The 22,959-nt window shown below is 37.6% G+C and carries 22 protein-coding genes; 11 read left to right on the forward strand and 11 right to left on the reverse strand.

Annotated elements, in window-relative coordinates:
* Positions 1-65: 65 nt before the first annotated feature.
* The 5 genes from PHQ93_RS05345 to PHQ93_RS05365 form a co-directional block, all read right to left on the reverse strand.
* Complete coding sequence (locus PHQ93_RS05345) at positions 66-272, reverse strand: hypothetical protein (RefSeq protein WP_299941844.1); 207 nt, start codon at positions 270-272, stop codon at positions 66-68.
* The gene (locus PHQ93_RS05350; RefSeq protein ID WP_299941846.1) at positions 269-2,023 is read right to left on the reverse strand and encodes a Na/Pi symporter; all 1,755 of its coding nucleotides are present in this window, start codon (positions 2,021-2,023) and stop codon (positions 269-271) included. The genes PHQ93_RS05345 and PHQ93_RS05350 overlap by 4 nt, the downstream gene beginning before the upstream one ends.
* Before the next feature lie 64 nt (positions 2,024-2,087).
* On the reverse strand, positions 2,088-2,993 hold the full coding sequence (locus tag PHQ93_RS05355; protein WP_299941849.1) for a DMT family transporter: 906 nt from the start codon (positions 2,991-2,993) through the stop codon (positions 2,088-2,090).
* Positions 2,994-3,024: 31 nt separating this feature from the next.
* Positions 3,025-4,857 (reverse strand): ATP-binding cassette domain-containing protein, encoded by a 1,833-nt coding sequence (locus PHQ93_RS05360; protein WP_299941852.1) that lies wholly within the window; start codon positions 4,855-4,857, stop codon positions 3,025-3,027.
* Between the two features lie 10 nt (positions 4,858-4,867).
* Positions 4,868-5,401, reverse strand: coding sequence for an alpha/beta hydrolase (locus tag PHQ93_RS05365; protein WP_299941855.1), 534 nt, complete (start codon positions 5,399-5,401; stop codon positions 4,868-4,870).
* Between the two features lie 135 nt (positions 5,402-5,536).
* Here PHQ93_RS05365 and PHQ93_RS05370 point away from each other — a divergent pair, with 135 nt between their 5' ends.
* Positions 5,537-6,928, forward strand: a complete 1,392-nt coding sequence (locus PHQ93_RS05370) for an HD domain-containing phosphohydrolase (protein ID WP_299941858.1) — start codon at positions 5,537-5,539, stop codon at positions 6,926-6,928.
* A gap of 35 nt (positions 6,929-6,963) precedes the next feature.
* On the opposite strand, the gene PHQ93_RS05375 is transcribed toward PHQ93_RS05370, so the two are convergent.
* Positions 6,964-7,881 carry a sensor domain-containing diguanylate cyclase gene (locus PHQ93_RS05375; protein ID WP_299941861.1) on the reverse strand — a complete coding sequence of 306 codons (918 nt, stop codon included), beginning with the start codon at positions 7,879-7,881 and terminating at the stop codon, positions 6,964-6,966.
* Positions 7,882-7,962: 81 nt separating this feature from the next.
* A complete protein-coding gene (gene gltX / locus PHQ93_RS05380; RefSeq protein WP_299941864.1) occupies positions 7,963-9,351 on the reverse strand; it encodes a glutamate--tRNA ligase in 1,389 nt (462 codons plus the stop codon).
* A 91-nt stretch (positions 9,352-9,442) separates the two neighbouring features.
* On the opposite strand from gltX, the gene PHQ93_RS05385 reads away from it, so the two are divergent.
* From PHQ93_RS05385 to ppsA, 4 genes are all read left to right on the forward strand, one after another.
* Positions 9,443-10,279 (forward strand): peptidyl-prolyl cis-trans isomerase, encoded by an 837-nt coding sequence (locus PHQ93_RS05385; RefSeq protein ID WP_299941867.1) that lies wholly within the window; start codon positions 9,443-9,445, stop codon positions 10,277-10,279.
* Positions 10,280-10,717 carry a dCMP deaminase family protein gene (locus PHQ93_RS05390; RefSeq protein ID WP_299941870.1) on the forward strand — a complete coding sequence of 146 codons (438 nt, stop codon included), beginning with the start codon at positions 10,280-10,282 and terminating at the stop codon, positions 10,715-10,717. It begins immediately after the preceding gene.
* 3 nt (positions 10,718-10,720) lie between these two features.
* Positions 10,721-11,263, forward strand: coding sequence for an iron-sulfur cluster assembly scaffold protein (locus tag PHQ93_RS05395; protein WP_299941873.1), 543 nt, complete (start codon positions 10,721-10,723; stop codon positions 11,261-11,263).
* Between the two features lie 175 nt (positions 11,264-11,438).
* On the forward strand, positions 11,439-13,823 hold the full coding sequence (ppsA, locus tag PHQ93_RS05400) for a pyruvate, water dikinase (protein ID WP_299941876.1): 2,385 nt from the start codon (positions 11,439-11,441) through the stop codon (positions 13,821-13,823).
* 290 nt (positions 13,824-14,113) lie between these two features.
* On the opposite strand, the gene PHQ93_RS05405 is transcribed toward ppsA, so the two are convergent.
* The 4 genes from PHQ93_RS05405 to PHQ93_RS05420 all read right to left on the reverse strand — a co-directional run bounded on the left by PHQ93_RS05405 (position 14,114) and on the right by PHQ93_RS05420 (position 18,790).
* A complete protein-coding gene (locus PHQ93_RS05405) occupies positions 14,114-14,530 on the reverse strand; it encodes a hypothetical protein (protein ID WP_299941879.1) in 417 nt (138 codons plus the stop codon).
* 122 nt (positions 14,531-14,652) lie between these two features.
* Complete coding sequence (locus PHQ93_RS05410) at positions 14,653-15,186, reverse strand: hypothetical protein (RefSeq protein ID WP_299941883.1); 534 nt, start codon at positions 15,184-15,186, stop codon at positions 14,653-14,655.
* Positions 15,186-15,992, reverse strand: a complete 807-nt coding sequence (locus PHQ93_RS05415; protein ID WP_299941886.1) for a TIGR04255 family protein — start codon at positions 15,990-15,992, stop codon at positions 15,186-15,188. Before PHQ93_RS05415 ends, PHQ93_RS05410 begins: the two co-directional genes overlap by 1 nt.
* A 227-nt stretch (positions 15,993-16,219) precedes the next feature.
* Positions 16,220-18,790 (reverse strand): HAD-IC family P-type ATPase, encoded by a 2,571-nt coding sequence (locus PHQ93_RS05420; protein WP_299941889.1) that lies wholly within the window; start codon positions 18,788-18,790, stop codon positions 16,220-16,222.
* 105 nt (positions 18,791-18,895) lie between these two features.
* On the opposite strand from PHQ93_RS05420, the gene PHQ93_RS05425 reads away from it, so the two are divergent.
* The 6 genes from PHQ93_RS05425 to PHQ93_RS05450 all read left to right on the forward strand — a co-directional run bounded on the left by PHQ93_RS05425 (position 18,896) and on the right by PHQ93_RS05450 (position 22,950).
* Positions 18,896-19,165, forward strand: a complete 270-nt coding sequence (locus tag PHQ93_RS05425; RefSeq protein WP_299941891.1) for a hypothetical protein — start codon at positions 18,896-18,898, stop codon at positions 19,163-19,165.
* A gap of 61 nt (positions 19,166-19,226) precedes the next feature.
* Positions 19,227-20,486 (forward strand): hypothetical protein, encoded by a 1,260-nt coding sequence (locus PHQ93_RS05430; protein WP_299941894.1) that lies wholly within the window; start codon positions 19,227-19,229, stop codon positions 20,484-20,486.
* Between the two features lie 215 nt (positions 20,487-20,701).
* The gene (locus PHQ93_RS05435) at positions 20,702-21,580 is read left to right on the forward strand and encodes a metal ABC transporter substrate-binding protein (protein ID WP_299941897.1); all 879 of its coding nucleotides are present in this window, start codon (positions 20,702-20,704) and stop codon (positions 21,578-21,580) included.
* Positions 21,577-22,323, forward strand: a complete 747-nt coding sequence (locus tag PHQ93_RS05440; RefSeq protein WP_299941900.1) for a metal ABC transporter permease — start codon at positions 21,577-21,579, stop codon at positions 22,321-22,323. Before PHQ93_RS05435 ends, PHQ93_RS05440 begins: the two co-directional genes overlap by 4 nt.
* Positions 22,320-22,631, forward strand: coding sequence for a hypothetical protein (locus PHQ93_RS05445; protein WP_299941903.1), 312 nt, complete (start codon positions 22,320-22,322; stop codon positions 22,629-22,631). The genes PHQ93_RS05440 and PHQ93_RS05445 overlap by 4 nt, the downstream gene beginning before the upstream one ends.
* Positions 22,624-22,950: a DUF309 domain-containing protein gene (locus tag PHQ93_RS05450; protein WP_299941906.1), complete on the forward strand. Its 327-nt coding sequence runs from the start codon at positions 22,624-22,626 to the stop codon at positions 22,948-22,950. Before PHQ93_RS05445 ends, PHQ93_RS05450 begins: the two co-directional genes overlap by 8 nt.
* The last annotated feature ends 9 nt before the right edge of the window (positions 22,951-22,959 follow it).

The following is a 22,959-nucleotide window of genomic DNA, read 5'->3' on the forward strand; positions in this document are numbered from 1 at the left end:
CCTCTTTTGATTTTATATGTACACATTTTAGTACATATAGCTTAAATTATTGCTTAATAATATTTCTAAACTCTCTCAAGCAGCTTTTTTAGTATGTAGAGTTTAGCTTTTAAGTCTTGCGTCTCTTCGTCATTTTCGGCGTTTTTTATCTCTACCTTTGTCTGTTCTATTTTTTTAAGAAGTTTTTCTTTTAATTTTTCCTGCTTTTTTTCATTGGTAAATTCACTAAAAAATAGTTTTTCAATCCCCTTAAACACTTTATTTATCTTCATCTCTTCGCTCCCAAAGTTCTGATATCGATATCTTTTATCCACAATATTGTAGCAACTTGTATCAGTTTTTGCGTAACATCATATGCAAAGGCACTATCGTTTATAAGCGATGTAGCCATTTTTGAGTCAATCTTATTTTCTCTTATAAGCGCATCGATTCGACTGTTTTTTATATCATCTAGTGCTTTAGTGTTCTCTTTTAAAAGCTCAATCGAAGATATAGTATCCAAATCATCATCGTGCTCTTTTAGTTTTTCTATAGCATCTATAGTCTTAGCTATATACAACCGTAAGTTATTATACTCCTCTTGGATATATGTGTTTCTTGATTTTGAGTAGTATGATATGTTTTTTTGCAAGTCCCGCATATTTTTCATAGCCTCTACGATATCTCTTGAAGCAAGCTTTAGGTTATATACTCTATCTTGATCTTCTTCATTCATGTTTTCTTGAGAAAGCGTAGCATAGTGAATTATCTCCCCGTAGAGTGATTTTATCTTGTTTGCATAAGACTCGTTTATATCTTCATCTATGCTCATATCGGAATTTTTAACGGCATTTGCTATATCCGTACTTTTAATAAAATCATGTCGATGCAAAAACATTGAGTGTGATATGGCTTCAATTGCACTATCGTAAAGATGAATCGTCTCTTTTCTTATGGATTCTATTGCGGCATGCGGCACATTGATAACTACATTGTCAAGATATAACGGCTTTGGAGTAAGTTTATTCTCTTCCAAAAAGAGCGTCTCAAGATATTTTACAAATTGATGCATAAAAGGGGATATCAATATAACCCCAAGAATATTAAAAATAGTATGATAAAGTGCTAGTTTCATACCGTAATTATTATCTGCTATACCTATTTTTGAAGCTAAAAATATTACAAAATCGCTTAATTGATATAAAAAAATTACTGCAACAACGGCTGTTACGGCATTAAAAATAAAGTGTGAAAGCGCTACTCTTTTGCCGTTTGCATTTGATGCTATAGCCCCTAAGACGGCAGTAATCGTCTTGCCTATATTTGCTCCGATGACGAGCTCAACCGCATTTATATAGATGATTTGATTTGTTGCAAGCGCCGTTATGATAAGTGCCATTGTTGCGGCACTAGAGTGCATAATAACAGTTGCCGCAACTCCAAGCGATACATAAACCAAAGCACCGAAATAGCCCTCAACCGCAAATTTTGACAAATCAAATCTGCTCTCTAAACCTTCAAATCCATCTTTCATATAATCAATACCCAGAAGAATAAACCCCAGCCCTAGCACTATTTTTCCGATTCCCTGATAATTTTTATTGCTTGAAAATTTTAAGGCTACTCCAAAAATAATCAAAGGCATCGCATAAGTCGCTATATCTATTTTTACGCCTAAAGAGGAGATTATCCATGCCGTCGTAGTTGAGCCGACATTTGAGCCGAATATTACACCCACGGCACCGCTTAGAGTGATAAGCTCTGCACTTAAAAATGAGATAATTATTATAGAAATCAAAGATGAACTTTGTGTGATAGCTGTTGCTATAACACCTGTTCCTATAGCTTTTGGGATAGTGTTTGTACTGACTTGTAAAACTTTTTCCAATAACCCGCTGTTAAATAGCTTAAAACCCTCCTCCATAAAAAGCATACCTACAAAAAATATAGCGACACCGACTATAATAATTTTATAGTCATCATTATAAAAGAGTATAAAAGCTAAAGCTAATAAAAAAAACTGATAATAATACTTTTTTAACATCGATAACCTTTTGTATAATTCAATATACTACTATTTTTTCTTTTGATTAAAGTTTAGGGTATATCTACTCAACAATTACTGAAACTTTAGAAGTTCTCCTCATATTAAAAAGAAACACCGCCGCAAAGGCTAATAAACATCCGATAATTGTCGAGAGAGCCAATACTTCATCATATACTATTAAACTAGAGACAATCGCGCCGATGGGAACTATAAACATAAATACACCCGTTTTATGCGCTCCGATTTTACCGGCTGAAACAAAATAAAGAGCGGTACTAAATGTTCCGGGAATCACCCCTATAAATGCGATGGTTATCCAAAACATACTATCGTACGCCCCAAAATCAAACGGACTATGAGGCAGAGCAAAAAGCATATTTATAAAAGCCGTGATACCAAAAACAACAAAAGTATAAAACATCAAATCTGCTCTTTTGGCGGCTTTTTGAGATATTATCGTAACAAGAGACCAAACAACGGCACATCCGAGAAAATAGGAACTTTGTATATTTAAAAACGCAAATCCGTCAAATGGCACGCGAAGAAGAGTAAGAGCGCCTAAAATGCCTATAAAGAGAGCAGTTATCTGCCTAAGAGAAACTTTTGTGCCTAATATAGGTATGGATAAAATATAAGTAATGATAGGAGCCAGAGATGTTACAAGCGTACCACCGTATCCCGCTTGACCCTCTGCAAGACCGGCAAAAAAAAGATAGTTAAACAGCGAAGTCAGTACCCCCGCGCTAAGCATATACAAAAAACCTATTCTATCCGTTTTAAGCGGAGTTTTTAAAAACCAAACGATGGGAATTATGCTTATAAAAGAGATGGCATAACGCCAAAATGCGGCAACTTCGGCAGTTGAATGTTCCGCCGCAACCTTACCAGCTGTCCACGCAATACCCCAAAACAGCATAGCAATAATCATCCATATAAAATATTTTGTACTGTTTTTTGTATCTTTCATTAAAAGAACTCCAAATTTAGACAGTCAAACTTTAATCCCCAATCTCTGCTATTTTCTTGTCAAAATCCTCTGATATCGTGTCAAATTCATTTTGTAAAATCTCCAAGAGTTCAAACATCTTCTCTACCTCTTTTTGCTCCATCGCTACAAGTTTTGAAAACTCGATGATTTTAAAACTGTCTCCTTTGCTTGAAGCCTCAAGGAGCTTTTTTTGATGTGATGCAAGCGTCTCCTCGCTTTTTATGATAGAAGCTTCAAGTTTTTCTATTTTTTTCTTTATGGGTGAGACGAGCTTGTTTTTGTTTCTCACTAAATCGGCTTTTGTCTTTTTATTATCTTTAAAACTGTTTTTTGGTTTTTGTTTAACAAAATCATCTTCCTCTTCTTCCCAACCCATTTTTTCTAAGAAGAGATCATATCCGCCGTCAAAATATTCTGCACCGTTTCTTGTAAAGATGATAAGCCTATCACAGACACGGCGAAGCAACTCCTCCGAGTGGGTTACGATAATTACGGAGCCCTTAAAATTTTGGATTGCCACGGTTAGAGCCTCGATAGAGTCCATATCTAAGTGGTTTGTAGGCTCATCAAGGAACAGAAGATTTACATCGCGAGCCAAAATCTGCCCAAGCATTACACGGCTTTTTTCGCCCCCTGATAGAAGCGAGACTTTTTTATCGGCACTATCTCCGCTAAACATCATAGCACCTGCGATACCGCGTATGGTTTGCGCGGAGAGTTTTGTATTTGCAGAGTGGATTTCATCTAAAACAGTACTGTTTGGATGCAGTCTTGCGATATTTGTTTGACCGAAGTGTGCAAACGCGGTAGTCGGGTGCATATGAACTTCGCCGCCAACTGCTTTTAGCTCCCCTGCAATGGTATTTAAGAGAGTTGATTTACCTTTACCGTTTTTTCCGATAATACCGATTCTTTCTCCTTTTTCAAGCACAAAAGAGATATTTTTAAACAATATATTATCCGGCGTGTAGCCAAAACTTAGATTTTTTACATCAAGCAAAACTTTTGCGGGCGTATCTTTGTAGTTAAAATCAAATTCAAGCGTTGAGTCATAACCCAAATCTTCAAGCAAGTCCATCTTCTCAAGCTGTTTTACTTTTGATTGCGCAAGAGCGGCGGTTGAAGCACGCGCTTTGTTGCGGGCGATAAAATCCTCAAGCTCTTTTACCTTTTTATCTTGTGAAATCTTCTGCTTTTCATAAAGCTCTTCGTTTGCTTTGAGTTGGTCGTAAAATTTATGCGTATCGCCCTGAATGATATTTAGGTTTCTGCGGATAATTCCCATTGTATGCGTTGTAACCCCGTCCATAAAATCTCTATCGTGGGTGATGATGATAACTTCGCCCTCAAATGCTTTTAAAAAGTTTTTTAACCATCTAAGAGAGAGGATGTCGAGATAGTTTGTCGGCTCATCCAAAAGCAGTAAGTTCGGTTCGGTTACTAAAAGCTTTGCAAGGTTGATACGGATTTGATAACCGCCTGAGAATGAGAGCGGATTTTTATCCAAATCCTCCTGAGTAAAGCCCAAGCCAAAAAGGATTTTTTCCACCCGATAGATATCGTACTTCATATCCTCTTCAAGTGCAAGTGCCGCTTCTTCTCTTAGCGTGCTTTCGCTAAACTCAAGATACTGTTTAAGTGCGCCTATCTTATACCCTTTTGGGATAACTATTTCACCTACATCCGGTGTCTCTTCGCCGAGTATGAGTTTAAAAAGGGTTGACTTTCCGCTACCGTTTCTACCTACAAGTCCGACTTTATTGCCGGAGTTTAGTTTGAAATTAAGATTGCTAAAAAGCTCTTGTTTGCCGAAATTTTTTGAAATATTTATTAGTTGTATCATATTTTATTTTTTACCTTTTTATCTCTTCTAATATCCACTGCCACTCGCCGTAACCGCTAGAGGCATTTATATGCCCTGCGTTTTCTAAAACTTTCATCTCTATACCAAGCGCTTTTTGAAGTTCTGCTGCCTCATCCCTACTCATATAGGGGTCATTTGTCGATGTTACAAGCAGAGACTCTTTTGCATAAAGCTTTGATGGTATTTCACAAGGAAAAAAACTCTCCAACTCTTTAATGTCACACTTAAAACTCGGCGGAACTACAAGAAAAAGTTTCTCAATCACCGGTAGTTTTATCTCATTACAGATGTGAAACCAGAGTATATTTGCGATGGAGTGGCAAACTACTACGGTAGGTTTAAACTCCTCAATCTCTTTGATTAGCTCTCTCATCCACACATCTTTTTGTGGAAAATCGACATCGCTAAACTTTAAAAAACTGACACATCCGTAATCTTTTGCAATCTCTGCTGCCAACCAACTCTGCCAGTGGGGAAAGTCGCTTCCGCCCCAGCCGTGCAAAATCAAAATCTTCTGTTTCACTCTCTATTCCTGTTAAAATTGCCAAGTCGACTGCACCGATGCAAATTTTAGTGGAAGTATACCAAATATGATAAAAGAATCGGATAAGCTAAAGAACTCTATAATCAAACTAAGAATTATTTAAAAGGTATAAGGGTGGAGAAGAGAAGTATTAAAGTAATTACCGTAACCCGCTTACTGCAGGTTTTTATTGTTGCTACATTGATTATAGTTTCTATAGTTCTTTTAAGTTACAGAAGTTTTTTTCAGTTTATAGTAGAAAATAAAATCCATTCAATTTCAGAAATTATAAAAGCCGGTTTGACATCGCACATGAAAGCCGGAATAATGGATAAACGAGACTATTTCTTGGATGAAATATCTTCGGTTCATGATATAAAAACTATTAAAATTATTCGCGGAGATGCAGTCATAAAAGAGTATGGCGAATCAACCTTGTCCGAAAAGAAGCTAAACAGTAACCTTAGAGCTATTTTAGAAAAAAAAGAGGTATATATAGAGTGGAGAGATATGCAAAGCAGCGTTAAATCGGTTGTTCCTTATATCGCAAATTCCAGCTGTCTGCAGTGCCATCATGTCAAAGAGGGTACGGTTTTGGGCGCTGTAGATATTGAAATGGAGATTGATGCATACCAGAACTTTGTCATAAAAAACAGTTATGTGATTATTGCAGCTCTGCTTTTATTTGCGTTAGCCGTAGTGTTTAATATGTTTCATGTCATTGAGCGTTATATAAGCAAACCTCTTTTAGATATTATCGATGAAACTAAAGATGCTTATTTTTTACATAAAAATATAGACAGCAATAAGTATGAAAGTAAAGAGTTTGAGGATGTTGCATTAAGCGTAAATAATTTTAACAGAACCGTTATAGAAAAAGAGAATGAGCTAAAATATAAAAACAAACAACTTCAACTTTTAAATGAGGAGATAGAATCGACTCTAAAAGAGACTATGCTAATGATAGGAAAAATAGAGGAGATTCGTTCATTTCCTACAAGCCAACACACAAAACGAGTTGCCACGCTAAGCACAATAATTGCAAAAGAGTACGGATTAAGCGATGAGCAGATAAAACTCATAGAGATAGCATCGCCTCTTCATGACATAGGAAAAGTCGGAATCGCCGATGCTGTTTTAAATAAACCGAGCGGATTGACTCAAGATGAGTTTAATATTATTAAGTCCCACTCTCTTTTTGGATATAACATTTTAAAAAATTCTAAACGAGAGATACTAAAAACTGCGGCTTTAATTGCTTATGAACATCATGAAAAATATGACGGAACCGGTTATCCGCAAGGGCTAAGGGGCGAAGAGATTTCTATCTATGCGCGCATTGTTGCGATTGTAGATGTTTTTGACACTCTGCTCTCTGAGCGAGTATATAAAGAGCCATGGCCGGTAGAAGATGTCGTTGCCTTTTTAAAAGAGCAAAGAGGCAAGCAATTTGAGCCGAAACTGGTAGATATATTACTAGAAAATATTGATGAGTATGTAGAGATGCATAGAGATTTGTCAATATAAAAGCAACTCTATTTATGGTATGCGGATTAAAGGTTTTATGTAAAATATAAAACCTTATTTCTACCGTTCTCTTTTACGTTATACAGCATCTTATCCGCAGCCGATATCAACTCTTCTTTACTGCCGCAAGTATGTGGATACATAGTTGCCACTCCTACACTTGCGGTAAGCGTAGGTATAACTGAAGAGTTTTTATTCGGGATGCCTAAAGCACGAATATTATCAATCAAATCATTCATCATATCAAAAGAATTTTCGGCAGTAGTATCACCGAGCACTATCGCGAACTCTTCTCCACCGTATCTTGCACAAAGGTCGGCAGGTCTATGTGTAAATTTTTTAAGCACGGCACCGACTCTTTTTAAGCACTCGTCTCCCGCTTGATGTCCGTAGGTATCATTTAACGACTTAAAATGATCAAGGTCGATAATTGCCAGCGAAAGAGGCAGCTTTAACCGCGCGCAACGCTTCCACTCGTTATCCAAAAATTCATCAAAATATCTACGATTGGCAATATCGGTAAGTCCGTCAATACGAGATTGGTTTAATACTTTCTCTTCGGCTAATACTCTTTCTGTGATATTTTCATGTGAAATAACATAATACTCTTTATCTTCTAGCCCAAACGGTATAACTCTCATCATAAACCATCTCTTTTCATACGGGCTGTGACACGGATATTCAAAGTAAAAAAAGTCTTTTACTTTGTTAATAACATCTCTTATACCCTCGGCTGCTTTGGCTCCAAGTTCATCGCCGCATGATGCAGATTTGTCACACTCTTTGAGATAATTAATCTTATCCCAAACATTATGCATCGAGCAATTATTGCTTTCCCCAAATGCAATCCAACTCTTATTAACATACACAATCTTCCCATCTTTATCAATTACGGAGATATGTTGCGTTACCGTGTCAAGAACTGACTTTAAAAATTTGTGCGAGTTTATCATGATAAATCCTTCAAAAATTACATTGCCGATGTTGTATTTTACTGCAATATTTGTAATTTTTGAGGTAGAAGTTTTAATTATTTAACTGTGAGCAGTTATTGCCTTATCTATCCTTGAAATCGTTTCGTCTTTACCGATTATCGCCATTACACTGTCAAGTCCCGGTCCGCTCATTTTTCCTAAAAGCGCAACGCGAAGCGGCTGACCGATTTTACCAAAACCGATGCCCATCTCATCGACAACTTCTTGCATTAAGTGGTGGTAATCACTTGGCAGATGAAGTTCACTTGAAGCGATTACCTTCGCTTTGAAATTATTTAAAACCTCTACGGCATCACCTTTAAATGATTTCTCAACAGCTTTTTCATCAAAAGTTGCAGGAGCAATAATTATCTCATTTACGAGCAGTGCCATCTCTTTAAGCGTTTTTGCTCTCTCTTTTAGGGCATCGAGTAAAATCTCTTTTTTATCATGTGAAGTAAGCAGCAAACCGTACTGCTCAAGCATCTCTGCCAACTCACTGTTTGGAGTATTTTTGATATAGTGAGAGTTTAGCCAGTCAAGTTTTTCCGTGTTATAGATTGATGCTGATTTATTGATGTTTTTAGGGTTAAAAAATTCCATCATCTCATCCATCGAGAAAATTTCCTGATCTCCGTGACTCCATCCAAGACGAACTAAAAAGTTTAGAAGTGCTTGCGGAGTATAGCCCATCTCTTTATATGCCATAACATCGGTTGCACCGTCTCTTTTAGAGAGTTTTTTACCCTCGTGGTTATGAATCATCGGTACATGGTAAAACTTCGGTACTTCAAATCCGAGTGCCTCATAAACCACTATCTGTTTTGGCGTGTTTGAGAGGTGGTCATCCCCGCGGATAACCTCTGTAACTCCCATAAGATGGTCATCAATCGCTACGACAAAGTTATAAGTCGGCGAACCGTCGCCTCTTGCAATAACAAAATCATCCAAAATATCTTCAGCTTGAAAAGAGATATCGCCTTTTACGCCGTCACGAACCAAAATTTCACCGCTAAGAGGCGCTTTTATGCGGATAACAGGCTCTATGCCCTCCGGCGGAGTGCCTGTAAAATCACGATATTTGCCGTCGTATTTCGTCCGTTCTTTATTTGCCATTTGAGTCTCTCTAAGCGCGTCTAGCTCCTCTTTTGACATATAGCATTTGTAGGCTTTTCCCTCTTCTAAAAGCTGTTTGATATAAACTGCGTAAATATCATCTCTTTGCGACTGATAAATTATCTCTCCGTCATGCTCTAAACCCAGCCAATGAAACGCTTTTACAATCGCCTCTGCAGCCTCTTGTGAGTTTCTAGCCTTATCCGTATCTTCAATGCGAAGAAGAAACTTCCCGCCGTTTTTTCTAGCCCAAAGATATGAAAAAAGAGCCGTTCTTAAACCGCCGATGTGCAGATAACCGGTAGGACTTGGAGCAAAACGAGTTACAACCATAAAAAAACCTTTATAAAATAGTTGTCGAATTTTAGGCTATTATTTGTTAAAAGCGGGTAAAATACCTATCTTAAATTTTACAGGATTTTCAATGTATAAAATATTTTTACCTCTTCTTTTTAGCGCAATACTTAGTGCTGAGTTAATTAACGGTGTCAGTGTTATCGTAAAAGGGGATATTATCACTCTTTATGATGTCAAAGAGGAGATGCGTGTATTAAATGCCAATTCAACGATCGCGACCGACTCTTTAATAAGAAAAAAACTTGAAGCTTCAGAGATAAGCGAGAGAAAAATCAGCGTAACAAGCAGTGACGTTTACGATGATATCAAAAAAGTAGCAGCTGCAAACAAGATGGGCATAGATGAGTTTTATGAGGCAGTGAGAAACTCAAACGGTTTTAGTTCCGCAGAGTTTAAAGAAAAAACAAAAGAGAAACTCCTCTCTCAAAAACTCTACTCCGCTATAGCTTACTCATCGATTGATACACCAAAAGAAGATGAGATAAAAGAGTATTATGAGCTGCATAAAGAGGATTTTTTGCATCCGGTCGCTTTTAAAACTACAATATATAGTTCACAAAACAGGGATGCTCTTCAAAAAAAGATAACCTCTCCTATGTACAACGCTACCGATGTAAGAGTCGAAGAGCAGACACTTGCGTTTGAAAGAATTTCGCCGGAGTTGGCTAAATTGCTTCAAAATACGCAAATAAACAGTTTTACTCCGATAATATCCGAACCAAACGGCTCTTTTGTAAGCTTTTATCTAAAAGAGATTCAAAATCCAAAAGAGACAAATTATGAGGGTCTTAAAAATCAGATAGTCAATCTGATTATGGAGCGAAAGAGAGAACAAGTTCTAAGCGACTACTTTGCAAGACTAAGAGGAAATGCGGAGATTCAAGTTATCAGAGAAGTAAAATAGATGTTAAGTGATGAAAATTTTATAAAAATTGCACAAGAGATTGCGACGGCTTCAAAATGCGTCTCTAAACAAGTAGGTGCGGTGATTGTAAAAGACGGAAGAATACTCAGTACTGGCTACAACGGCACTCCCTCAGGATATATAAACTGCCGTGAGCACTGGAGCGGAGAGTATACCGCCGAACATCACGAATGGTCAAAAACTTATGAGATACACGCGGAAATGAATGCAATCATTTGGGCGGCAAGAAAAGGGATTAGCGTAGAGAGTGCGACTATCTATGTTACGCTTGAACCGTGCAGCGAGTGCAGTAAAAACTTAATCGCAAGCGGTATAAAACGCATTGTGTACTTAAAACCTTATGAGCATACGCACTCTGAAGTAATCTCAAAATTTATCAAAGATAACGGTGTAATTATAGAAAAACTCGGGGAGTAAAAAATGGTTGAAGATAAAGAACTGCAGGCAGAAATCGGTAAACATCTTATGCAGCCGGAGAATTACGGTAAGCTTGAAGATGCAGATTGCGTAGGAGTCGGAATAGACCACGCTACAAAAAGTTATGTGATTATGTACATAAAAAGAGATGAGAAGTTTATAACTGATATAAAATTCGGTACAAACGGCACGCAAGATACGACAACGCTCGGCTCGCTTTTTACCGAGATGATAAAAGGCGATGAGATAGCAAATGCACTAGAGACGACTTCAACACTTGAGAATGAACTAAAAGAGAGTTACGCTTCTCTTCCTGCTCCAAAGGTCGATATGTCAAAGCCTGAAGGTGAGCAGGTTGAACGCATCTCAACCGAACATCAAGACAGTGCAAATATGGTTCTTACCGCTTTTCGTGCCGCAATGCGACATTATGACCGCAAACAAGGCGGCATAAAAGAAGATCAGTTTGAGATGAGCATATCAAAAACATGTCCATATTCGACTACCGAGTGTCATTTTGTAAAAAAGGCAAGCGACCACTCGTAAGGTTTGTCGCTCTTTTTTATCTACCGTAACTCTGCCCTTGCTAATTGAGCTTTCTGAACAAACATAGATTGCTTCGTCGTAAACTCCTTGGCACATGACCATCTTACATTATGAATCTAATAGCCGATTTTATGATAGTATATACAAATAATTTTCATATCAGAGGGCTTTTCTTATGCAATACATACGCTTTTTCAATGAACTTGGCATCGGTGATGTTCCGATGGTTGGCGGTAAAAACGCTTCGCTTGGAGAGATGTACCAAAACCTAACCCCAAAGGGCGTAAATATTCCAAACGGTTTTGCCACCACAAGCGATGCTTACTGGCTTCTTCTTGAAGAAAACGCCATTAAAGATAAAATTGCTCAGATACTGAGTGATTTGGATATAACCGATACAGATAATCTTCAAAAACGCGGACTTGAAGTCCGTACCCTTATCTTAAACTCACATCTTCCAAAAGTGCTTGTTGATGAACTTCTTGAAGCATATAAAATATTATCAAATCAGTATAACTCACAAAATATCGATGTAGCGGTTCGCTCATCCGGAACTGCCGAAGATTTGCCCGATGCCTCTTTTGCGGGACAACAAGAGACTTTTTTAAATGTCAACTCAAAAGAAGCATTGCTTGAGAGCGTATTGCGTTGTTTTGCTTCACTGTTTACCGACCGCGCCATCAGCTACCGCACAAGCCGCTCTTTTAGCCATTTCAAAGTTGCTCTCTCCGTGGGTGTGCAGAAGATGGTACGAAGCGATATCTCTTCAAGCGGGATTATGTTTACCATAGACACCGAGAGCGGTTCAGAGAATCTCATACTCATCAACTCCATCTGGGGGTTGGGCGAAAATGTGGTAAGCGGGCGAGTAAATGCGGATGAATTTTTTATCTTTAAACCTACTCTAAAAAATGGAATCGACACTATTTTAAAACACTCTTTGGGAAGTAAAAAAGAGAAGATGTTATACAGCGAAGATACACGCACTCTAAATGTCGTAACAACGAAAGAGGAACAAGAGAGCTTCTCCATAAATGATAAAGAAGTAATAGAACTTGCCAAGCAGGCACTTATCATCGAAGAGCATTATAAACGACCGATGGATATCGAATGGGCAAAAGACGGAGGCGACTCTAAGCTCTACATCGTTCAGGCAAGACCGGAAACCGTAATGAGCAAACAAAACAAAAGTATGACAAGTGAACAATATTCACTTAACGCAAAAGATGCAAAAATTTTAACATCGGGACGCGCAATCGGTGAAAAAATCGGTACGGGGAAAGTAACCGTTATAAATGATACTACCGAATTTGCACGCTTTAAAGAGGGTGACATCTTAGTAGCAGATACGACAAATCCCGACTGGGAGCCTGTTATGAAAAAAGCTTCGGCAGTCATAACCAACCGCGGAAGCCGTACATGTCATGCGGCTATCGTTGCGCGAGAAATAGGCGTTCCTGCCGTCGTCGGATGCGGCAATGCAACGGCAGTTTTGCAAGATGGACAAATAGTAACCGTCAGTTGTGCCGAGGGTGATGAGGGGCATGTGTATGAAGGCAAACTTGAGTACTCCATCAAAACGATAGATATGAGCAAACTTAAACCTACAAAAACCAAACTTTTTGTAAATGTCGGAAATCCTGCAGAGGCTTTTAACTTTGCAAAAATGCCAAATGACGGAGTCGGACTTGCCAGAATGGAGTTTATTATGAACAACTCCATCAACGCTCATCCTATGGCGCTTGTTGATATGCACAAAGGAAAAAGTGTTAAAGATGAGGATAAAATCCGCTCTTTTATGATTCCTTGCACTGATGAAAAAGAGTTCTTTTTACAAAAAATCAGCGAGGGTGTAGGAATGATTGCGGCTGCTTTTTACCCAAAACCGGTAATTATAAGAACAAGTGATTTTAAAAGCAACGAGTACCGCGGTATGACGGGCGGTCTTATTTATGAGGCAGAGGAAGAAAATCCTATGATAGGCTTTCGCGGTGCGAGCCGTTACTACGATGATAGTTACCGTGAAGCATTTATGTGGGAGTGCGAGGCATTAAAGAGAGTGCGTGACGATATGGGGCTTACAAATATTAAAATAATGATTCCGTTTGTCCGCACACCCGAGGAGGGCAAAAAAGTTATAGAGATTATGAACGAGCAAGGGCTTACTCAAGGCAAAAACTCTCTTGAGATCTATGCAATGTGCGAAATTCCCGCAAATGTTATACTTGCCGATAAGTTTTTAGAAGTTTTTGACGGCTACTCAATCGGCTCAAACGACTTAACTCAACTGACTCTTGGGGTTGACAGGGAGAGCGCAAAAATCGCCCATATATTTGACGAGAGAAACGAAGCGGTTAAGAGAATGCTACAAATGGCTATAGAGGCATGCAAGAAAAGAGGAAAATATATAGGCATCTGCGGACAAGCACCGTCTGATTATCCGGAAATCACGGAGTTTTTGGTACTTGGCGGTATAGACTCCATCTCGCTAAATCCTGATTCGCTCTTTAAAATGCATCAAGTGGTGAGTGATTTGGAGATAAGCATATCTAAAAAGTAGATTGCCACGCCTCTTAAAGAGGCTTGCAATGACGGTCATTGCGAACGCAGTGAAGCAATCTCTATTTGTTTAGATTATTCAGAGGATTCAATTTCTTTCTAAAATACTTTTCAAGCTCCATCACCCCAACCAGTGTCAGAGCGATAAGAAGTAGTGTTGTCCACATCTCTAAAATAATAATTAACTGATAAAGTAGCCTGTTATGACACTTGTGACCAATAATACAAAAGAGTTGAAAATCTAAAATTTGATAATTGGGTGTAAGTTATGCAGGCTACTTTTAAACTATTCTACTTTGGAATAGGAACAAGTTTAGAAAATGTTTCTCTCAAGAAAATCCTTAATAAATTTTTACCACTCTTTGAAGTTACGCCAATACTACAAATATCGGCATGTGAAAGCAAATCAATCATTGCCGTATCGTATATTGCCATGGCTCTTTTTGAGTCTAAGATGCATTCACGAATAGTTTTTGCTTGAACTGTAATATAGCCATGATATCCGTGTATATCTTTTTTCTTATTGTTGCCAATCTCAATAATTTTGGTAGTATCTACTTGATTGCACCGTAAAACCGAAAGCCCTTTGTTTAATATGTCGTCAAATGCCAAAGTAGTTAGACTCCCAGTACTTATATCATAATGATGTGGCGAGAAGATATTTCGTGCCAATCCTTCATCATCTTTTACCACTCCACAAGAGTACAAACTAACACTTTCCTTCTCCCATTCTAAAGATTGTTCATAATTTTCAGTCAAATAATGGCATTTTTTAGAGGATGAGTCAGGATTGCTAAAAAAATCCTTTGCAGATTCCAAAGTGACAATCCCTATACATTTCTATTAATATTAGAAATTCTTGTTGTTAAATCACTTGAAAAAGCATTGTGTATTATTTTATCCTCTTCGATAAAAGGAACTTTACCTTTCATATATACAAATGTGTATGATTCTGAATTATCACAAGTTATTTCAGCATATTCGTTCCCATTTTCCCAATAAAAACCAATTTCAGCCGAGCCAGATAACATTATTTTTGGTGCTTTAAATGCATAGCTTTGAAATTGTAACAATAGTTTCTCACCTGCACTGATGATATCAAAAGTTGGTGCTTTTCCACCATAACCATCCCAATCATATTGTAAAGATAAATAACTATGTAATGTGTTTATAGCATTTATATATTCGTCACTAAAAATCAGGTCTTTAGATTTCGATATAGAATATATTGGTTTAAATGATGTACTTGTATCTTTTGTCTGTGCTTCGATGCCTACGGGTGGAAAAGTAGGTATATTGATTTGTGTAGCTGGTGTAGATAAAGCCATTACTGTTGAAATTACTGTAACACTAGTACTAAACATTACTTACACTCCAACTGAATTCTTGTACAAATTTCTGATGATAATAAATTACACATTACTTCTTTATTTAAAAGATGATTTTGCTCAATGATTGGTTCAATTGCACTGATGACATCTGATGAGTTAGTAGAAACTGGAATTAAATTTGAGCAAGTTGTTTTATGATGCGTTTGTATAACAACTTTAGGACTCATTTTTTCATCTAAAAAATAATTCATGTTAATATTATTTAAATTTTTATGCTCATGATTTAAATAATACCCTTGGTGAATGTGCCAAAAATCATCTTTAGACCATATGTGGTTCGGAATAAAATCATTATTTTCTCTAAATAATTCCTTTTTCCAGTCTTTTGAAGCGTCAGAAATTTTGAACTCATCAATATATTCTATTCCAATTTCCTGAATGTTATTGCCCTCTAGTGAAGGCATGAAGAAATCTATATATTCTTTTGCTGTAGCCCATACTTCATCCCATCTTGTATAATCACTACACCCAATAGTTAAAAAATTATTTGCTAAATTAACAAACCATTTTTGTCTTCCATCGGGCAACAAAGTGTCAAATATAACTCCATTCACCATTGGAGAGTGTATATGTTGTGGTTGTTCTATCATACCGCCAATCTGAAAACTGATCATATTCTGTGGCTGACATCTCGGTAATTTGGCAATCATATCAGGAGCATTTTGATAATTAGTAATGACATTTTTAATAACAGTATCATTTATTTGTGCCGATAAAACAAATATAAATGCGACTTTTTCAATGGCATTATTACTATTTTGAAGAATAATATTCTTCATTCAAATTACCTCTTTTTTTATAATTTCATTGCTTTTCAATGATTTTAACATATAAAGGATAAATAGTTGCTGCTAAAAAATCAAATTATCAAATTTTGATAACTTGATAGAATAGGCTACTTTTAGTGATTTTCGCATAAATACTCAACTCCTTTTAAAATTAACTTATTCCAAAGGGTTACATCGGATGTTCTACTCCCTTTGCCAAAGTAGAAAAGAAACTATCTTTATGACGAGTATTTCTTTCTAAAATATTTTTCAAGCTCCATTACTGCAACTAATGTCATAGCAATAAATAGCAGTGCAGTCCACATTGCTAAACTAACCGGCTCAATACTCAGCAGTGATTGCATAAAAGGATTGTACATTGATATAATGTGAGCACCTTGAGCGGCTAAAATAGATACCCATAAAAATTTATTTTGAAAATGATTTATTTTAAAAATAGAATTATTTTCACTGCGTGAATTAAATATATGTACATTTTCAAACAACACCATTAAAAGCAGTGTAAGATTTCTTGCCGCATCCTCTTGATAACCAAACTTAAGCAAGGTATAAAAAAGAGCAAATGCCGAGACACCCATGTAAAGACCGCCGACAACCACTCTGCTCATCATAATTTTATTAAATATAGGCTCTTTTGGGTCGCGCGGTTTACGCTTTAGTATCTCCGGTTCAGCTTTTTCAGTAGCAAGAGCTACATCTTGAAAGCCGTTTGCAACCAAATTTAGCCATAAAAGCTGTACCGGAAGCAGCGGAGTAGGGATAAAAAACAGCATTGAGAGCAAAATAAGAACTATCTCTGCCAATCCCGTAGCTATTAAAAGATGGGTAACTTTGCGAATATTGTCATATGCCACTCGTCCCTCTTCTACACCATTGACAATAGAGTTAAATGCATCATCCGTCAAAATCAAATCACTTGACTCGCGCGCAACATCCGTACCGCTTTTTCCCATTGCGATGCCTATATTTGCAAATTTAAGAGCCGGTGCATCATTTACACCGTCTCCCGTAACTGCTACAAAGTGACCGAGATCTTGAAATGTTTTAACGATAAGCTGTTTTTGTTCAGGTGAGACTCGTGCAAAGACTCTTTTATGAGCAATCTCTTCTTTATGTGCTCCCCTTTCTATCCAGTGAGAGATTTCCACTCCGTCTATCACCTCATCTTTGCTAATAGCAATGCCAAGCTCTTTTGCTATAAAAAATGCCGTATTTGGATGATCACCGGTTACCATCACAACTTCAATACCCGCTCTCTCGGTAGTTTTTACAGCTTCTTTTACTCCATCACGCAAAGGGTCCGTGATGGCGGCAAACCCAAGATAGACATAACCTTCTTTGGCAATTTCGCTCTCATTGCTTGCTTTATACGCCAAAGCGATATTCCTAAATCCTTTAGCAGCCCACTCATCCACTTGTTTTAAAATATACTCTTTCTTATCATCATTCATTTCACACTTGCTGATTATAACCTCCGGTGAGCCTTTTATAAAGTGTAATTTTTTATACTCTATCTCATAACTCGCGGCAGAGTATTTATTTACAGGCTCATAAGGCACACTGTTTATAGCTTTAAGGGTTTTATGTTTTTCAAAGAGCGACTCATCCAAAGCAAGTGCATATCTCGCTAACGCGACATCAACCTGATCTCCAATAAAAACAAACTCATCACTCTCTTTGTGAAAAGTTGATTCATTACATAAAATTGCTCCAAGAAGCAGATATTCATTGATATGTTCGCTTGGGTTATATGTTTGTTCAGGTGTTACAAAATGCTCGACACTAAGACGATTTTGAGTCATTGTTCCGGTTTTATCACTTGCGATAAGCGTACAAGAGCCGAGTCCTTCAATGGCTGAGAGTCTGCGGACTATGACATTTCGTCTGCTCATAACAGCGCTTGCAACACTAAGCGCCACCGTAATAGCTACCGGAAGTCCCTCGGGAATGGCAGATATAGCCAGTATTACCGTTAAGAAAAATATATCTTTAAGCGGCATTTCTTGATAAATTCCGAGCATAATTATTAATAATGCAACCCCGCCGATCATCTTAGATATATTTACTGAAAATATCTCCATTCGAAGCATTAACGGCGGTTTTGCAGTTTTGGCGGTGGCAAGAAGCGCGGCTATTTTACCGACTTCTGTTTGGTTTGCGATAGCCGTTACTACTCCGATTGCACGACCTTTTGTAACCAAAGAACCTCCGTAGAGCATATTTTGTCTCTCGCCTATGGGCTCATCGGCATTGGTGGAGATATAAGCGGGATTTTTATTTACATCAATAGACTCACCGGTAAGAAGAGACTCATTTACTTGAAGTTCATTGGTTTCTATAAGTCGTATGTCAGCGGGTACCTTAACACCTGATTCAAAAAAAACAATATCCCCGACCGTAACATCTTCGCTTGATATTTCAACTCTATGACCATCTCTTAAAACATTGACAAAAGTTTTGATTACTCTCTTTAGAGCATCGGCTCTCTCACCGGCAATGTACTCCTGATATGCTCCGACTATCGCATTTATGCTAAGCGCAACCATTATAAATCCGGCATCGCCAAACTCTTTAATAGCTAATGAAACACCGGCAGCCATTAACAAAATATAGATAACGGGGCTTTTAAACTGTTCTACAAATATCCAAAAAAGAGTGCGTTTTTTAGCTTCTTGTAAAATATTTTTTCCGTAATGTTCGCTGCGAGAGAGAACTTCCTCTTTGCTCAATCCATCTACACTGCACCCTAAATCTCTAAGAGTCTCTTCTACGCTTTTAGTATGAAACATAAAATCCTCCCTCACCGTTTTATATATGCATTATCATAGTTTCTACTAGCTTAAACTCGACTTCACTTGATATATATAAAATAAAATTATGATAGAATTTCACTAATGAAATTTAATTTACTCCTATCAATACTCTTTGCTATTGTCACAAGCTTTGCCGCTATCCACGAAGTAGAGCATATCAAACAAAACAGCGATAGTTCCTCATGTTTGATTTGTACGATTAACGGCAATCTTGTCTCTGCCGATGCAGTTACGCTTACGGCAGATATCCAGCCTTTACACTTTGAGAAAATAACACAAGACAATTCGGTTTCATACTCATATACAAAAATAAACTTCAATCAAAACCGCGCCCCTCCTAAAATATCCTAAAACAAAAAAATAAAAAACCTTACAAAAATAAAAAAATATTATCGATTAGGATAAAAAAATAATGAAAAAAATATTATTGGCAAGTGCACTTTGTGCAACTTTGGTTTATGGTGAAGCGGCAAAAGTACTGCCTGTAGAAAAAAGAACTTTTGATCAATCAAAATATATTCCCGATATTTCGGCTATTTTGGATTTCTCTTATGTGAACAACAGCGTAGGAAATGATGAAATTGCTCACTTAGAACTTCCGGGCATAGCTCACGGGCTTTTAGGAGAACATTCCCACGGTAGTTCAAATCATGCAACTTACAACTCAAAACAGGGTTTTAACCTAAACTATGCAGAAGTCGTACTCTCAAGCAATGTTGATCCGTTCTTTAGCATGGACGCAGTTTTTCACTTTAGCAAAAACGGCGTTGAGGTGGAAGAGGCTTATTTTACGACTACGGCTTTGGGCAACGGACTAAGAGCAAGAGGCGGAAAACTCAACTCAAATTTCGGATATTTAAACGCACAACACCACCACTACTGGGATTTTGGAGATATGCCGCTTGTTTATGAAGCATTTTTAGGAATGCACGGCATAAATGAGCTGGGTGCCCAAATCCAGTGGACGGCTCCGACACCGTTTTACCTAATGGCGGGTTTTGAAGTGCTTCAAGGCGAAAATGAACAGATGTTCGGAAACAAAACCATAGGCAATGTTGAAAATCCGATAGCAAAAGGGGATAATGCACCATCGCTTTATGTCGGATATGTTAAAGCTTCTCACGATATAGGAGACACCACTATTTTTGGAGGAGTGTCTTATGCACAGGGAAGTTCAAGAGTAGATCATAGCGAAGATGAAACACCGTATGTTTTTAGCGGAGATAGCAAACTCTACGGAGCAGATTTCGTAGTTCTGCACTCTCTTAATTCGTACAGCTCAATAAAATGGCAGAGTGAGTGGCTAAGCAGAGAGATGGGTGGGATTCAATACAATTTAAACCCGATATCAAGCCCAAATATAAATAAAAAGCAGAGCGGTCTCTACTCTCAACTAATCTACACGCATGACAAAAACTGGAAAACGGGTGTGAGATACGATACAATCTATAAAAACGATGTAAAAGAAGACGGCATAGATGCTAACAAACCCAATGACTTTAAAAAGTACTCTGCGATGATAGAGTACCACACAAGCGAATTTGCCCGTTTTAGATTACAATATAATCGTAACAATGCCATGTATAATGAAAATGGAGATAAAGTTGATGTAAACTCAATTATACTTCAAGCAAATATCTCTATCGGTGCACATGCGGCTCACTCATTTTAATTAAGTGTTCTAAACAAAGAGAGATTGCTTCGTCGCAAGCTTCTCGCAATGACGGTCACTCAGATTGCCGCGCTTCGCTCGCAATGACAAGCGTGACAATCTGGGTGACTGAATGGGTGTCATTGCGAGCTTCGTTAGAAGCGCGGCAATCTTACTAACTCCTAAACTCATGCTTTGGAGTTTATATAAAAGCCCAATAATACAAAGGCAAAAAAATGAAAAAATTTATAACACTACTAACACTTCTGCCGCTAACGCTGTTAGCCCATCTTGATATTGCCGTTAGTTACCCTTACATAGGCGCTTTGACAAAAACAATAGGCGGTGAACATATAACTACGACTGTTTTAGCAAAAGGAAATTGGGATCCGCACTTTATCATTCCTCGTCCCTCGCTTATAGCAAAAATGAGAAATGCGGATGCGCTGATTATGAACGGCGGACAACTAGAAATCGGCTGGCTGCCTCCGCTCATTAACCGTGCGGGAAATCCAAAAGTAGATACTAATGCTAAAACTTTTCTAAATCTCTCACATCATGTGGCACTTCTCAATAAACCAAAAGAGGTAGATAGAAAAGACGGCGATATTCACCCCGACGGAAACCCGCACTTTCACCTAAATCCGCAAAATATTTTACTTCTTGCCGGCGTAATAAGAGATTTTTTAATCTCAATAGATACGGAACATAAAGCCATATATGAAAAAAACTACACTGATTTTTCGACTGCATGGAGCCAAAAGATGAAAATTTGGAGCGAAAAAATGAAAGAGAAAAAAGGTCTAAAAGTTATCCAGTTTCATGACAATTTAGCCTATTTTAACAATGTGTACGGACTAACAAATATCGGTACTATCGAGCCTCTTCCGGGGATTCCGCCATCTTCAAAACATACTATTGAGATAATCGAACTTATAAAAAAAGAGCAGCCTTGCTGCATTTTGCATGATGTTTACCACTCAACAAAAACAGCTGAATTTATATCTGAAAAAACCGGTATAAAAGTAGTTTTAATGCCTCACGATATTGAAGCATTAGAGAATATTAGCGATTTAAGTTCGCTGTTTGACCATCTAACAAGTGCAATAAAATGATAGATATTTTACTCACCCCCATAGCCTTGGTTGTTATTTTAGTTATGCTTCACTCCTACTTCGGCATGGAGATTTTAAAACGCGGTATCATCTTTACAGACCTTGCTATTGCTCAGTTTGCCGCACTCGGTTCATCTGTTAGTTTAGGCTATTTTCATGAAGAGCACTTCTATATCTTAACTCTTAGCTTTGCTCTTTTTAGTGCATTTCTTATAGCCTTTGCATCTACGAGAAAACTGCACTTAGAGGCTTTTATAGGCATACTTTATGTTTTGGGAGCAAGCGGAATTATGATGGTGCTCTCCCATTCGGCCGAGGGGATGGAGCACTTCAAGTCGCTTCTTGCAAGCGATATACTCTTTACGCCTCCGAGTGAAGTTCTTAAAAGCGGTATTATCTACTCATTTATCGCTATTGCGCTCTACTTTTTATATCCGAAACTAGACGGTTTTTTAAAAGAGCTTCTCTTTTTCTCGCTATTAGCCATAACCGTTACATCTTCGGTCGCACTTGCGGGAGTTTTTGTAGTTTTTGTGCTTCTTATAGCTCCGCCGTTTGTAGCAATTTCGTTAGAGTTTAAAAGACCTCTGCTTTATAGCTTCTTTTTTGGATGGTTTTTTGGCATAAGCGCGATTATTATCTCATACTTCTACGATTTGCCGACCGGTTATAGCGTAGTATTTTTAGGCGCCGCTTTAACGGCAATAGCAGTTTTGGCAACATCTAAAAAGGCAAATGTATGAGTTATCCGAATGAATGGAATCAGAGAGAATTTTTGCAAAACAAAAAGAGACTTGAAGCCGAGGGCATAAAAGTTCTGCTAATTGATACTATTTTATCGCCGATTGAAAATGCGGATACGGTAGTTTATAACCCTTATGAACTGCAAAAAGAGCCAAAAGGGAGCGTTTTTGTTTTTTACTGCGATAGCGGAAAAAGCACATTGGAGAGACTTAAAGAGTATAAAAATAAGTTTCCCCTGCATCACTGCATTTCGTTAAAGGGCGGCAGAGGTTATTGGCGCATAAATATGACGGTTTTTGATGATTGAACATAAAAAACACCTAAATAACTTCATCCAAAATCTGCGTGATGAAAAATTTTATGATGCGCATGAGGATTTGGAAGCTATCTGGTTTACCCGAAGATTTGAAGAGTCCGACGAGATAAAACTGTTAAAAGGTTTCATAAATGCCTCCGTTAGTTTTGAACTCTTAAAAAAAGGCAAAGCCGAACCATCCCAAAGAGTTTGGAAAAATTATCTAAAATACAGAGATCTGATCCACTCCGTAAACTCCCCCTATATAGACAAATATCATCAAATAATAGAAGAGATAGAAAAAATCAAGAAGAGTTTTATAAACTTATAGGTAAAATCC

The sequence above is a fragment of the Sulfurimonas sp. genome, from assembly GCF_028714975.1.
Lineage (GTDB): Bacteria > Campylobacterota > Campylobacteria > Campylobacterales > Sulfurimonadaceae > Sulfurimonas.

What these genes read in the sequence shown, in the direction of transcription:
- PHQ93_RS05345 (WP_299941844.1), bottom strand. Translation starts at nt 272, where the DNA reads ATGAAGATAAATAAAGTGTTTAAGGGGATTGAAAAACTATTTTTTAGT.
- PHQ93_RS05350 (WP_299941846.1), bottom strand. Translation starts at nt 2,023, where the DNA reads ATGTTAAAAAAGTATTATTATCAGTTTTTTTTATTAGCTTTAGCTTTT.
- PHQ93_RS05355 (WP_299941849.1), bottom strand. Translation starts at nt 2,993, where the DNA reads ATGAAAGATACAAAAAACAGTACAAAATATTTTATATGGATGATTATT.
- PHQ93_RS05360 (WP_299941852.1), bottom strand. Translation starts at nt 4,857, where the DNA reads ATGATACAACTAATAAATATTTCAAAAAATTTCGGCAAACAAGAGCTT.
- PHQ93_RS05375 (WP_299941861.1), bottom strand. Translation starts at nt 7,881, where the DNA reads ATGATAAACTCGCACAAATTTTTAAAGTCAGTTCTTGACACGGTAACG.
- gltX (WP_299941864.1), bottom strand. Translation starts at nt 9,351, where the DNA reads ATGGTTGTAACTCGTTTTGCTCCAAGTCCTACCGGTTATCTGCACATC.
- PHQ93_RS05385 (WP_299941867.1), top strand. Translation starts at nt 9,443, where the DNA reads ATGTATAAAATATTTTTACCTCTTCTTTTTAGCGCAATACTTAGTGCT.
- PHQ93_RS05390 (WP_299941870.1), top strand. Translation starts at nt 10,280, where the DNA reads ATGTTAAGTGATGAAAATTTTATAAAAATTGCACAAGAGATTGCGACG.
- PHQ93_RS05395 (WP_299941873.1), top strand. Translation starts at nt 10,721, where the DNA reads ATGGTTGAAGATAAAGAACTGCAGGCAGAAATCGGTAAACATCTTATG.
- ppsA (WP_299941876.1), top strand. Translation starts at nt 11,439, where the DNA reads ATGCAATACATACGCTTTTTCAATGAACTTGGCATCGGTGATGTTCCG.
- PHQ93_RS05410 (WP_299941883.1), bottom strand. Translation starts at nt 15,186, where the DNA reads ATGTTTAGTACTAGTGTTACAGTAATTTCAACAGTAATGGCTTTATCT.
- PHQ93_RS05415 (WP_299941886.1), bottom strand. Translation starts at nt 15,992, where the DNA reads ATGAAGAATATTATTCTTCAAAATAGTAATAATGCCATTGAAAAAGTC.
- PHQ93_RS05420 (WP_299941889.1), bottom strand. Translation starts at nt 18,790, where the DNA reads ATGTTTCATACTAAAAGCGTAGAAGAGACTCTTAGAGATTTAGGGTGC.
- PHQ93_RS05425 (WP_299941891.1), top strand. Translation starts at nt 18,896, where the DNA reads ATGAAATTTAATTTACTCCTATCAATACTCTTTGCTATTGTCACAAGC.
- PHQ93_RS05430 (WP_299941894.1), top strand. Translation starts at nt 19,227, where the DNA reads ATGAAAAAAATATTATTGGCAAGTGCACTTTGTGCAACTTTGGTTTAT.
- PHQ93_RS05435 (WP_299941897.1), top strand. Translation starts at nt 20,702, where the DNA reads ATGAAAAAATTTATAACACTACTAACACTTCTGCCGCTAACGCTGTTA.
- PHQ93_RS05440 (WP_299941900.1), top strand. Translation starts at nt 21,577, where the DNA reads ATGATAGATATTTTACTCACCCCCATAGCCTTGGTTGTTATTTTAGTT.
- PHQ93_RS05445 (WP_299941903.1), top strand. Translation starts at nt 22,320, where the DNA reads ATGAGTTATCCGAATGAATGGAATCAGAGAGAATTTTTGCAAAACAAA.
- PHQ93_RS05450 (WP_299941906.1), top strand. Translation starts at nt 22,624, where the DNA reads ATGATTGAACATAAAAAACACCTAAATAACTTCATCCAAAATCTGCGT.